10 protein-coding genes are annotated in these 12,240 nt (G+C 61.1%); 7 read left to right on the top strand and 3 right to left on the bottom strand.

The annotated features are described in order from the left end of the window. Window position 1: 1 nt before the first annotated feature. The 5 genes from traF to NFX52_RS09420 are packed head-to-tail and all read left to right on the top strand — an operon-like array spanning window position 2 to window position 4,199. Complete coding sequence (gene traF, locus NFX52_RS09440) at window positions 2-1,006, top strand: conjugal transfer protein TraF (protein ID WP_082437528.1); 1,005 nt, start codon at window positions 2-4, stop codon at window positions 1,004-1,006. After that, on the top strand, window positions 990-1,454 hold the full coding sequence (locus NFX52_RS09435) for a lytic transglycosylase domain-containing protein (protein ID WP_082437529.1): 465 nt from the start codon (window positions 990-992) through the stop codon (window positions 1,452-1,454). The genes traF and NFX52_RS09435 overlap by 17 nt, the downstream gene beginning before the upstream one ends. Further along, window positions 1,415-2,653, top strand: coding sequence for a GspE/PulE family protein (locus tag NFX52_RS09430; RefSeq protein ID WP_162239780.1), 1,239 nt, complete (start codon window positions 1,415-1,417; stop codon window positions 2,651-2,653). Before NFX52_RS09435 ends, NFX52_RS09430 begins: the two co-directional genes overlap by 40 nt. Next, a complete protein-coding gene (locus tag NFX52_RS09425) occupies window positions 2,637-3,299 on the top strand; it encodes a thioredoxin domain-containing protein (protein ID WP_147433318.1) in 663 nt (220 codons plus the stop codon). Before NFX52_RS09430 ends, NFX52_RS09425 begins: the two co-directional genes overlap by 17 nt. 3 nt (window positions 3,300-3,302) lie before the next feature. Further along, window positions 3,303-4,199, top strand: a complete 897-nt coding sequence (locus NFX52_RS09420) for a disulfide isomerase DsbC N-terminal domain-containing protein (RefSeq protein ID WP_055400094.1) — start codon at window positions 3,303-3,305, stop codon at window positions 4,197-4,199. A 525-nt stretch (window positions 4,200-4,724) separates the two neighbouring features. Here NFX52_RS09420 and NFX52_RS09410 read toward each other — a convergent pair. The 3 genes from NFX52_RS09410 to traA form a co-directional block, all read right to left on the bottom strand. Beyond that, window positions 4,725-5,489 carry a DUF3800 domain-containing protein gene (locus NFX52_RS09410; RefSeq protein ID WP_055400096.1) on the bottom strand — a complete coding sequence of 255 codons (765 nt, stop codon included), beginning with the start codon at window positions 5,487-5,489 and terminating at the stop codon, window positions 4,725-4,727. 170 nt (window positions 5,490-5,659) lie between these two features. After that, complete coding sequence (locus NFX52_RS09405) at window positions 5,660-6,244, bottom strand: hypothetical protein (RefSeq protein ID WP_055400098.1); 585 nt, start codon at window positions 6,242-6,244, stop codon at window positions 5,660-5,662. 68 nt (window positions 6,245-6,312) lie between these two features. Then, window positions 6,313-6,615, bottom strand: coding sequence for a TraA family conjugative transfer protein (gene traA, locus NFX52_RS09400; protein WP_055400127.1), 303 nt, complete (start codon window positions 6,613-6,615; stop codon window positions 6,313-6,315). 209 nt (window positions 6,616-6,824) lie between these two features. Between traA and NFX52_RS09395 the strand changes: the two genes are divergently transcribed. Beyond that, complete coding sequence (locus NFX52_RS09395) at window positions 6,825-8,336, top strand: conjugal transfer protein TraH (protein WP_162239781.1); 1,512 nt, start codon at window positions 6,825-6,827, stop codon at window positions 8,334-8,336. Next, entirely contained in the window at window positions 8,333-12,199 is a 3,867-nt protein-coding gene (locus NFX52_RS09390) for a conjugal transfer protein TraG N-terminal domain-containing protein (RefSeq protein WP_055400102.1), read from the top strand. The genes NFX52_RS09395 and NFX52_RS09390 overlap by 4 nt, the downstream gene beginning before the upstream one ends. Window positions 12,200-12,240: the final 41 nt, after the last annotated feature.

The raw sequence follows: 12,240 nt of genomic DNA, 5'->3' as shown, positions 1-12,240 counted from the left end.
CATGCGTTTACTATCCTATTTGTTACCGGCAGCAATGCTGGTGACCGCGAGCTTCGTGTCCGCGGCCGATCAGCCTTTTCTGACTGACAAGGCCCGCGGCTGGTTCTGGTACGAAAAGCAGCCGGACCCCCCGCCTCCTAAGGAGAAGGAGCAGAAGCCACCACCGCCGGTTGCCGCCGTACCCGCCAAGGCTGCTTCCAGCCCAGCAGCGCCGGCGCAACCTGGTCCATCCACGTTCTCGGTCAAGTGGTTCCAGCAGAACTACTCCAAGGTCATGGAGGATGCGATCGACGACCCTACCGACGCCAAGATGGACAAGTACCGCTACGTCACCCGTGTAATGGTGGACAAGGCGACAAACTTCTCTCACAAGTTCCAGGAGCGTGCTGTCCTGGATGCCGCGCTCGACGAAACAAATCGCTTCCCCATCAGCAGTGCGATGCGGTCGGACTTCTACCGCCAGATCAACCAGAACAAAGCGCACTATATGCGCCAGTTGGCGGACCGGGCCGGGCTCTGGGTGTTCCTGGACGCGGAGTGCAGCTTCTGTGAGAGGCAGTACCCCATCGTCAAGCGGATGGCCAAGGAGCATGGGCTCTATGTGATCTTCATCACCAAGCAGGGCGGTCCCATCTTTGACATGAGGTCAGACGACGAGGTCCTGCCGGACGCCGGGCACAGCAAGGTAATGCAGGTTTCTGTGTACCCGGCAACTGTCCTGGTGGCGCCCCCTGACAAGCACGTCGTGGTGTCCCAGGGCATGCTGTCGGAAGACCTGATCGTAGACCGCGTGCTGTTGGCCGCGAAGCACATCGGGCTGCTGGATGAAGGTCAGTATGCCGAGGTGAATCCGAACTACTCCGGCCTCCTCTCGCCACAGCAGATCTCAAAGCTCGGTATGGTGGACTTCTCGGACCCATTCTTCACTAGGAAGATTCGGGACGCCGTAGTGGCGAAGTCCGCCGACCTCTCGCGCTCGAGGGTGAACCATGAAAAAACTCGCTAGCGCGATGCTCGCGTGCGGGATCCTCTTCGTGGCACCCGTGGCCTGGGCCAGGATTGACGAGTGTCTGCGCAGCGCGGCCGCCTACCAGCAAGTTCCGCACGAGTGGCTCGTGGCCATTGCGAAGACCGAGTCGAACTTCAATCCTGCGGCGGTCAACCGCAACAGAAACGGAACCACGGACCACGGGCTTTTGCAGGTGAACTCCGTGTGGCTGGGGACGCTTGCGAAATTTGGAATCACCGAGCCGGACCTGTATGACCCATGCATCAATGCTCAGGTAGGCGCCTGGATCCTGGCCCAGAACATCCGGCAGTTTGGTTTTACCAACGAGGCGATTGGGTCATACAACACCGGGCCCAACGGAAAACCTGCCGCCAAGCTCATCTACGTACAGAAGGTTGTGAAGTCATGGAACAAGCTACAGCGACGCGGCGCGTCCGGGAAGTAGACGAACAGCCGCTGCAGTTCATCTCTACGTCCAATAGCGATGCTCCAGCTGTGGACCTGTTGAACAAGCTCATGTCGATCGCCATCGATCACGAAGTATCCGATATCCATTTCGAGTGGTTCGAGACGGAGATGATCGTCCGGTTTCGCCACAACGGAGATCTGCAGGAAGTTCGGAGAGTGAGTCTGGAGATGGCGTCCAGCTTCAACGACAAGATCCGCATGAAGGCGCGATTCTCGATGGTGGAACGCCAACTGCCACACGATGGAAAGATCCGCTTCAAGTCGTTGGAGTCCGGAAAAGTGGTGGACCTGCGGATCTCGATTCTGCCTACCACCCACGGTGACTCAATTGTCTGCCGCGTGCTGGACGGCGCCAAGAACCTCCAGACTCTTGATGCTATCGAGATGGATGCCGATATCAAGGAGGCGATGCGCGACGTCATTTCCAAGCCTCAAGGTCTCTTTCTGGTGACAGGGCCCACGGGGTCGGGAAAGACGACGACCTTGTACGGAATCATCCTGACGCTTCGAACCCCCTTGAACAAGATCAACACGGTCGAGGACCCGGTGGAGTATCAACTCGACGGGATCTGCCAGTCGGAAGTCAACCTGAAGATGGGTTTCGCGCAGGCCCTGCGCTCCATGCTCCGCCAGGACCCGGACGTCATCCTGGTCGGGGAAATCCGCGACGGAGAGACGGCGGGTGTTGCTGTCCAGGCCGCGCTCACTGGCCACCTCGTGCTCTCGACATTGCATACGAACAGCGCAGTGATCACGCTGTCGCGGCTTCTAGACCTCCAGGTCAATCCGAACGCGTTGGCGGCGGGACTGGGCGCGGTCTGTGCACAGCGGCTTATCCCGATTCTCTGTGAACACTGCCGGGAGCCCTATGAGCCGGATGATTTTGAGCGATCGCACCTGGTGCGTCATGGGGTCGAGGCCCCTTCGCTCATCTATCGCGCGCATGGTGCGGGATGTGAACACTGCATCGCGGGCTACCGCAGCCGCAAGGCTGTCATCGAAATGTTCACGGCGACGCCAGCGGTGCGGATTGCGATCGAAGCGTCTGACATTCACGCACTGCGCAAGGCCGCCGAAGCGCAGCCCTACTACCGAACCCTGGAGACCGCCGCAGTGCGAGAAGTCGCGCGCGGGGTCACATCATTTGAAGGAGCAAATCGTGCAGTTGGAACCTAACCCTTCTTCTCCCACGCGCAGGGCCTTGCTGGGTCTCGCTGCAGCGCTGCCTGTCGCTGCGCTTGCCCAGAAAGCGTCGATGCCCGATGTGGGCGGTACCAAGCCATACAAGGTGCTGCGCAATCCGGTCGCCAATGACAAGCTGCGCGTCCGGGAGTTCATCAGCTACGCGTGCCCGGCATGCCAGCGATACCACGCCGGCATCGCGCAATGGGCCGAGTCACTACCGCGCACGCTCAGCTTTGTCGTGAACCCTGTGATCCTGAATGCATCCAGCCAGGCGGAAATCACGCTGATGTCGGCCAGGGTTGCGCTGGGGAAGCTGGCGCCCGGCACGATGGCGAAATTCGATGCGGATGCGCTTGAGCTGATGCAGGCCAAGGGGAATAGCCCGTCGCTCGCAGACATCGAAGGGGTCGTCTCTCGCTATGGGGATGCCGGGAAGGCGCTGGTGGTGATGCGCCAGAAGCAGACCTTGGCGCAAATCGAACAGTGGCTTGACGCGGCTGGGCGCTATGAGGTTCTGAAAACCCCCTCCCTCGGCGTCCTGGGCCAGTTCGTCGTGACGCCGGAAGACGCGGCAGCGCGGGCAGAACTGTTCTTCGGATTGCTCAACGGTCTTATCAGCCAATCCATCAAGGCCTGAATTGTGAAAAAACTCATCACCACCATTTCGCTCGCAGTAGCTGTCCTGGCTACCTCGCTTCCTTCGTTCGGGGGCCAGAAGCTGAAGATCGAGACTCCACCAGATGTTGCGGTGGATGACGCCTGGATCAACAAGGTCGAGCAGTTGGAGAAGCTGCTCTCGAACTCAGCGGTAGGGAAGGTCAGCGACATCCGGCTGCTTTCTACCCTGGATACACCCATCAAAGGTCTGAAGGCGGTTGTCTATGAAGCCATGATAGAAAACCCGGCCAACGGGCAGCGAAAGCCCGAGCGTCTCGTTCTCTACTCGGATACCTCGGGCCGCTACGCCGTCGTGGGTTCCGTGGTGGACATGAAAGAGGGCAAGGACCTCGGCAGCACATTCATGAGAGAGCAGGCCGGCAACACAATGTCGCCTGCGCTGCTGGAGAAGGCCGAGCTCGCGCCCGGTACCGGCAGCCGTCGAATCGTCCTTGTTTTGGATCTCGGGCAGCCTCAGGGGCGTCAGTTCCTCAGCGAGCTGCTGCAGCGCTACACCGCTATGAAGAGCAAGGCAGGGGTGGACATGGCACTTGTCTCCGATGCCCAGAAGGAAATCAACGTTGGCGCGCAGGCCGTCCTTATGGGCGCTGCCGGCACCACGCGGATGCTCCCTTGGCTCGCGGAGTGGCTTCGTGACGGCGAGAAGGCGTCCTTTGTGGACAAGAACCGTCTGCGCAACGATGCCGTGGTCAAGGCAACGCTTGGCAAGGGCATCTTCGCCATCGACAAGAACTCCAGGATGGCCGTCGAGTCGGGAATCGACCGGCTCCCTCTGATCTTCGTGAACGACAAGGGCCGGTACAGCACGTTCAAGCCTCCCCAGTCTGAAGCCGATTGGAAGGCGCTGCTCGGCGACTGAGTTTGCTGTTGATCCGTACAGCAAAGCAAAATCCCGCATATGCCATCCGATCTCATCACCCAAAGCGCCATTGCACTGTCCGGCCCGGCCGCGATCTGGCTTTCGCAGGCTCGCAGCTTGCAGTTGCGCAGATGGGCAAGTGTCATCGGGGCGTGTAGCCAGCCATTCTGGTTCCTTGCGCTCAAAGATAGCGATCAATGGGGGATCATCGTCGTGTCCGTCGTCAGTGCTTTGGGCTGGATGTGGGGGATATGGGTGTACTGGATAGCGCCGGCGCCACCAGCCGGTGGGGCACCGTCGGGCTGCCGCCAGAAAGCCGGATTGGCTGAACCCCAAAGGCCCATTTTCCGACGCAATCGTAGCGCTGAGACCATGGCGCAGTCCCGTGGAGATGGGCGAACGAGCGCGAATGGTGAAGTACAGCGAGCTACGGGAAATTGAGGCAGCGATACCGTACGCGATGCGCGCGATCTTGCCCACGATGCACGCTCAGCATGCGAGGGCGCGGCATGTGGTAGCTGCAACTCAGACCGTCGGGTTCGGGAAAGGATACTTGTGAGGCTGGATCCGCGCCAACTCCTGCTCTGTGGCGGGGGTCACGGAGGCCGTCAAGCCAACTCGCAGGTTACCCCTCCGAAGAATGGAGGGCTCAATAAGCTGAAAACCACGCGAATCCTTCGACTGGTAGTAGCGGAAGATCCAGTACGCAACTAGATCAGCCAGCTGAATGAGTCGCGATGCCTTGGAATCAAGGAATAGAGGGACTTCTGCAAAGTTGCGCAGCCGTCCCAGCGCATGCCCCTCGTGCTTAAACAAGGAAGAAAGCGCCTGTAGCTTCTGCTCGTAGGATGCCTTGTCGCATACCACAAGCCCACGTTGTGGATCTCTGCGTCTTGTCCACATGTCGGCGAGGTATTGGTCAAACTGGTGCGCGACAGCTTCAAAGGAGCGCTCAAGAATCTGGTCCTGGGGCAGCGTCGACTTCTCGATCACGGACGCAAAAACTCTGAGCTGGAGTTGCGCGTTGCCGAGCAACGACAGGACATCTACCAGGGCCTGCACGCGGTCAGCTGGGGGCACTCCCGACCAGTCGTCCCTCGCCGAGTACATCGGCGAGCCGTGGAACTCGATGGCGGACGGGTCATGTGGACTGAAGCGCGCAGCGATCGGATTGATGCGCGATTCAACCCAGTGCGTCGACCGCTCGAACACAGCAACGCCTGCCAAGACGAAGAACTGGGTGCTGGGGTCATGTGGGTGACCCGACTCGTCAAGATACAGTAGATGCACGGGACTCCTCGGAAACGAAAACGGGCTGCGAAGTCGCAGCCCGTATGAAATGGTAAGCCGAGTGGAACAATCGCCCAACGCACCGTTATCGACAGCGCTCTCGACTCCTAAGCATTTTACCGCACTTCTTTGGGGACGTGCCAAGGCGCTGAAGGTTGGGGCAAGCGTCCCTATCGCTTGCTCGACGAACGGGCCGATTTGGCAATGGCGTCCTCGATTTCCGGCCACCAGTCGTCGATTCGATTCTGTGCCGCCAGGATGTCGCGCAGCTTGGCATGCGTGGTGATGACCACCTCTCCAAAATACCCGGAACCCGTCCCGAGATGCACCCAAGCCGCATTCAGCGGTGAAACGAAGAACACGTCGTTGACACCGGCCTCGTCCGATGCAACTTTCACGTGGGCTGGCCAGCGACCTTGCAGCAATTTGAGTGCGGCAGGGAGGTGTTCTCGACGTATCACATACCTTGCATACGTGGCCTTTCCACCCGTCGTCGCAATCATGGCCACGTTCGCCTGCAGTTCCCCGAGGGGCAGGGCAAAGGCCCGCACAACCACGGCCTGCGTGCCATAGTCGCCGCCAGGTCGGAGCTCGACCCGGGCGCCGTCCCCCACTGCGGCCACGATGCCTTGCATGGTTCGAACGGCCTCCGACTCCGGTGTGTGCCCCATGGTTAGCCGATCGATTGCCTGTGCCTGGCACAGCCCGGCGGCCAAGAAGAGCGGTACAGCGAAGAAGCATTGGAATTTGTACATATTGGTTCCGGGAAACAAAATGGGGCGCCGAAGCGCCCCTGGGGAGGAGGGTAGGCGTGGAGCGCGCCTCAGATCGGCACAACGATGGAATGGCCCACCGTGATCACCCCATCGATCGCGCCGGGGCCGAAGCCCGCCACGAGTGCCATGGACACGCCGACCACAGCGGCCATGACCGACTGCTTGATCACGCCGATGCCCAAACCCACCAGCAGGCTGGAAATGGCCAGGGTTTTGCCCAGCACACCGTTGGTCCAGCCCGAGATTTGGTCATAGACCGTCTGGAACTCGGTGCCACCGGCTCCGGCGTGCGCCACAGTGGCCGCGCCCTGAGCGAGCGCCAGCACAACGACTGCCCGACCGGGCTTCATGACTGCGCTGCTCAGGGGGCCGAAAACAACCTTTGCGCGCGCCCGGGCCGCGCTCATCCACGTACTTTGCATATCTAACTCCTACGAATTGGTTTGACTTGCCAATTTGTTTTGGCGGCGCTAGTATGTAACAAATCATGCCAAAAGTCTAATTGTTGCTTTTGTTTTGTTGCAAAACAAAAGCGGGCATGTGTTTCAAGGCACTTCAGATGACTCAAAAAACCCGCAAGCTGGCGATACGCCTCGTCTCCGCCGTCCTCGCCAGCACAATGGCCGTGACCTCCATGCCCGCAAATGCTGGCCTCAAAGAGGCCGTTCGCGGGATGTACATGTCCTCAGTGACAGATCCCCAGGCAGTAAGCACGCTGCGCGCCAATGGGTTCTACGGAGGGCAAGTTTCGGTCCGACCGATCACGCAGAACTTCACAGTCATCCAGTTTTCCCGGCCAAAGATCGATGCAGGCTGTGGCGGGATCGATGCGTTCTTCGGAAGCTTTAGCTTCATCAATGGCGAACAGTTCCAGCAGCTGATCCGCTCCATCATCGCGGTGGCGCCAGCGTTTGCCCTCAGGGCCGCCATCAAGGGAATGTGCGACAGCTGCGACGCCATCCTCTCTGAGCTTGAGGCCGCAATCCGCGAGATTAACGCCATGGCCCAGAACACCTGCGCCATCGCGAACGCGATGTTCGACAAGGATTCCTCGGACCGCGAGGCGCTCAGCACGCGGTGGCACAACGTCATGACCCACGCGTCAAACGCCTGGAGTCAAACCTCGGATGCCCTCGCGGGCCGGGCGAAAGCGAGCGCCACCACCCAGAAAGAGCAGGCCAAGGCGATTGCGACAGGCGACAACGCACCGGTCAAGATGACCGGGAACATCGTCTTCCAGGCCTTCAAGAACAACGATCAGCACGCCAACGTCTTGCGCGGCTACATGTCCGATGCCCAGGCCACGATGCTCCTGCTGTCCCTGTATGGGACATACGTCTTCCCGTCTGCAGACTCGGACCTCAATCCAAGTCGGGCAAGCGAGCCCTGCGGAACGGGCTCCTCCGAGCTGCGCTGCCTCAATTCGATTCCCTACGCGGCCCCAACCATCACTATCGATGAACTGCTGGAACCGAAAACGGCGACCAGCAGCACTGGACTCGAGGTCTGGAGCTGCAGCGACATTTCCACCAGCTGCATCAAGCTGAGCAAGAGCTCGCTCACGCACGCGGAGTGGCCGGGCGTCGCGGCAATGGTCAACCGCGCATTGTTTGGAACTGAGGACGTAACCACGATCAGCTCCATCCTCCCGGGTTCCATCGTCCACTCTGCCCTCTATGGTGGCGGCAGCGGCATGACGCCCGAGGCGCAGGCCATAGCCCGCGTGATGCCCGGCAACATCCTGCACATGGTGAAGGAAGCAAATCGAGCCGGTGGCGCTGGCTTCGCGACCACCATCGCGCTGAAGTACGCCCGAGGGGTGACGATCCACCTACGGTTCCAGCTTGCCAACAGCATCCGTCAAGTGATGGCCCGGACCCTCAACGACACGCGGGACCAATCGGCGCTTCACCAGATCGACCTCCTGCGCAGCCGCGCTGTGGCCGTGGAGCAGCAGACGGCACCCTACCTGAAGGCTGCGGTTGAGTACGACACCTCGGGCGAGATCGCAAAGATGGTGAGCGACATCGACCGGCTGCAGCAGATGAATGATGGAGGCCAGCGGCAATGAGCTTCTCCGTCTACACCCTGGGCGACACCGCGTTTGTCGCGAATGCGTTTCGCGCCGTGGCCATGTTCTTCGGCCAGGACGACTACATCGCAACGATGGTCAAGGCGGGCATGGTGATCGCGATCCTCGCCACCATCACCGTGGGCGTCCTCGAGCGGCAGTTCCGCCTGGACAAGCTACTGCTTCAGTTCGTCGTGGTCTCCTGCATCTTGGTGCCTAAAACCACAGTCAACGTGGAATCGGTGGACGGGTTTGCTGCGCCGCAGCTCATCGACGATGTGCCGATTGGGCTTGCCATGCCGATCTCGGTCGCCACGACGCTCGGCTACTCAGTGGGGAATCGAATAAGCATCGCGATGCGACCGGCCTGGTTCTCAGAGGTCGAGTTCTGTGACGATGAGAACCGAGCTGGCGCGACGGCGGCTCAGGGTTGCAGCATCATGCGCAGTGCTATGAAGGCCTTGTACTTCATCGTCAACTCAAACGTCACGCGAGACGATATGTGGGCATCGAACATCCAGCGATTCAATCGGATGTGCACCAAGAAGCCGCTGCCCGAATCCAACAAGCTCTATCGCTCGGGCAACGTCGTCGGGGAGTGGGAAAACTTCTGCGGCGAAGGCGTGAATTCCGGCTACGAGATCATCTGGGTAGGCGCGGACACCTTCAGGGCTGAATCTGGCGCCTATGTGAACGCCGATGGCTCGTTCCCGCTGGTGACCTGCGCAACGGCATGCGAGAACATCGTTGGCACGTTGCGCGATAGTCCCTTCGTGCTCGCGGGTTGCAAGACCGGAAACTGCGAGGACCAGCTCAACAAGAACGTGGCCCGCCTCTTCCGGGCAAGCACTGACTTCGGCACCACGCTTGCCGACAAGTTCAAGAGCAGCATCGTTGCATCGTGTGTCATGAACGGCCGCGGCAGCACCGGTGCCCTTTCCCGGGGATACACGAACGATGATGACCGCTCGATCGCGGTGTGCAACAAGTTCATGGGTCTCTACGACAAGGTGGTGGCAGCGGACTACACCCGCACCACGGCCGCCAGCGTCACCAACCTTGCCATGGTCACGCTCATCGCGATCTCCCCCTTCATGCTCATGATCGCCACGATGAATGTCATGTGGATGCTCAAGGCACTTCCCATGTACCTCATGTACATGATCTTCGCGGCCTGCCCCTTCGTAGTGTTCGCGATCGCAGACAACTACTTTGGGTCGAACCTGGAGAACATCATGAAGGCATACGCCGAAATGCTCACGGACCCCACCAGGTCCGCGTGCACCGGCGGTGGACTGTGCATGTTCGAGTTCTCAGCGATGACCGAGCAGATCGTCGCTGCTATGGACACTGCCGCGACAATGGTCAGCGCAGGACCCTTCGCGCTGGTGGCCATCCTGGGCGGTATGGGCGCATCCAAGATGTTTGGAGGCGCCCCGGCCGCCGCTGGTGGCGGTGGCACCTCCGGGCCAAAGGATGGCTCGGACGCATTTGCGAAGGCCCAAGTGGCACATGGCCGGTACTCCGGCAACGCCGAAGCACTACACGCGGCTCATCAGATGATTGGAACTGGTGCCCAACAGGCCATGATGAACGCGGCGCTGCTGAATCAGGGTGGGATGACCTTCGGCGAGACCAACAAGGCGGGCCAGACGACCGGATTTCAGAACCAGGGCGGCGTGGAAGGCGCCCGAAGTGCAGATGTCGGGGTGAAGACCACTTCGTCGACAGGCAGCGGTACAGAAGTGGGCACATCAAGAACCGGCGGGACTGGGATGTCATCCGGTACTGCGCAGACCATTCAGGCAAATCAAGGTTCTGAAGCCAGCCTTGGTACAACCGAAGCCGCTCGAAGCTCGGCACGTGCAAGCTTAGATGCAAAGGCTGGCGTTGTTGCCCAAGGAGGAAGGCAGCCGGATGGCCCGCAGAATGGAGCCGGGGGTGCTACAAAGAAGGGCTCTGGTACAGGATCGAAACTACCAGCCTTGAGCGCAGGGCTGGGTGGATCGGCCGGCGCGGAGCTTGCAAGCGAGCAATCGCGAGGTGACCGGACCTCCGCTTCGCTTCAGAGAGGAAATGGCGCTCGCCAGGAGACAGGTGCTCGCTTTGAATCCGGTGGAAGCATCACCACGTCTGGCTCTAACCGTACAGGACTAGACAACTCGGCGGGAACTACTGAGTCGCAGCGACGCTCTGCCGGTGAGTCCGGTTCGCATGGCGGCACCTCATCGACGGAGTTCAGCGGTGCATCCCAGTACAAGACGCCATCCTTTACGGCCATTGCTGCCCGCCTCCCCGCAGACGTCCTCTTCGGAGGCGGAAACACGACATTCGGCAAGGGCACGAGCTTCGCGATGCGGGAGTCCCTCATGGGGAAGCTGCGTGCCGCAGGCATGGATGCCAACGACGTCATGGGCATCCTCGGCAGGGTGGACCAAGAGTCCGCCAAGCTAGGCTCTCTCGGGGCGGCCTTGGGGCCAATCAATGGCTATGCCGCCGCAGTCTCGAATGCGCTTGGTGGGATGATGGCCCAAGGTGGACCCGATGCACTCAAGGGCGCCATTGGTGCAGCGGCGATCATGAACGACGGGGCCGCAGTGAAGGCGCTCTCGGCGCAACTGCAGGCAAGTCAGGGGGCCATTGCCGACGAGGGAAATCGCCGGGTTGGCGAGCAGCAGCCAGTAGCTGCGGCAGCAGGAGTCGCCGCGCAGCAGGCGCAGGAGCGCGTGGCGACAGCTCAAGAGCAGGCCCCCGCCGCCTTTGCGACCGAGAGAGCGAAAGCAGAGGGAGCCATTGCGCAAGGCAAATCGGCCGCTGGCACGCTAAACGCCGCAGGGGTGGAAGGTGCATACGCCAAAGCGCTTGCCACGATTGGCGGCGTTGATCCGAAGAACGCTTCGCTGGGAGCTGCGATTTCCAAGCTTGGAGATCTGGCGAAGACCACTGTGGGTGAAGCCCGCGGCGCTCTCAAGGCAATGGGGATGTCCGACGGGCAGATTGATGCTCTGGGGGTCGGCGCCGGCGTCGCAGCGGGCGCGATCGTTGGCGCCCAGGCCGCAAGTGCCATCCGAGGCGCCGTCACAGCGACCGGCGCCGCAGTCGCCGCAGTGCGGAGCTCTCCGGCAGCAGCTGCAGCCGCACTTGAGAAGCTCGGAGCCGCAGCAGGGATGGGTAAAGGCCGGATGCGTGGTGCCGTCGCTGATATCGCAAACCACGGCGCGAGGTCGCTCGGGTCGATAGCTGCGTCTCTTACCGAGGCAGCTGCCAATCCTGCTGCGCGCCATGCGCTTCGGGCCGCGGGACTCGCCGGCAGGATCCTGCCGGGAGTGGGATGGGCAATCACGGGGATTGAGGTGGCCAACTTCATCTCGGAGCAGACCACAGGCAAGAGCCTGATGCAGCATGGAACCGAAGCGTGGAACTCGGCCACCGGCGGCACCCCTAGTCCTGCGCCTGCATCGCCCTCGAGCGGGGCGTCCGCTGGCACTGCCGGAAGCTCGCAGCCGCTTGCCAACTATGGCGCTCCCCAAGTTGATCATGGTGGTGCTGCACCGTTCTCACCTGCACCAGGGCAAGCGGGCGGCGGACTTGGGAGTGGGACCACGTCCTTTGGCGCCGTAAGCGGTGCGGTCCCCGGCCTGGCAGGGAGCGTCGGAGGAGGCCTTCCCGGTGCGGCCACGATCGACATGGGGATCCAGGGTCAGGGCACAGCGCAGGCAACGACAACCACTGGCTTTTCCGGCGGGTCTGTATCGGGCGCCGTAGCAGCTCCGGGTTCCTCGACCTCCAAAAAGATGGACGCAGCGTTGAAGCTGCTTGACACGGGCGGGGCCTCGTCCAAGGGGAGCTCACCAATCCTCTAGTTGCCTGCGTACCTGAAACAGCAAATCCCTCAAGACTTGGA

This window comes from Acidovorax facilis (genome assembly GCF_023913775.1).
Lineage (GTDB): Bacteria > Pseudomonadota > Gammaproteobacteria > Burkholderiales > Burkholderiaceae_C > Acidovorax > Acidovorax facilis.
Note: the sequence above shows the minus strand (reverse complement) of the source record. Positions and strands in the feature narration are given on the sequence as shown.

Bases quoted from the DNA above. Each gene is read 5' to 3' on its own strand.
- NFX52_RS09405 (WP_055400098.1), bottom strand. From the start codon at position 6,244: ATGTACAAATTCCAATGCTTCTTCGCTGTACCGCTCTTCTTGGCCGCC.
- NFX52_RS09435 (WP_082437529.1), top strand. From the start codon at position 990: ATGAAAAAACTCGCTAGCGCGATGCTCGCGTGCGGGATCCTCTTCGTG.
- traF (WP_082437528.1), top strand. From the start codon at position 2: ATGCGTTTACTATCCTATTTGTTACCGGCAGCAATGCTGGTGACCGCG.
- traA (WP_055400127.1), bottom strand. From the start codon at position 6,615: ATGAAGCCCGGTCGGGCAGTCGTTGTGCTGGCGCTCGCTCAGGGCGCG.
- NFX52_RS09430 (WP_162239780.1), top strand. From the start codon at position 1,415: ATGGAACAAGCTACAGCGACGCGGCGCGTCCGGGAAGTAGACGAACAG.
- NFX52_RS09395 (WP_162239781.1), top strand. From the start codon at position 6,825: ATGACTCAAAAAACCCGCAAGCTGGCGATACGCCTCGTCTCCGCCGTC.
- NFX52_RS09390 (WP_055400102.1), top strand. From the start codon at position 8,333: ATGAGCTTCTCCGTCTACACCCTGGGCGACACCGCGTTTGTCGCGAAT.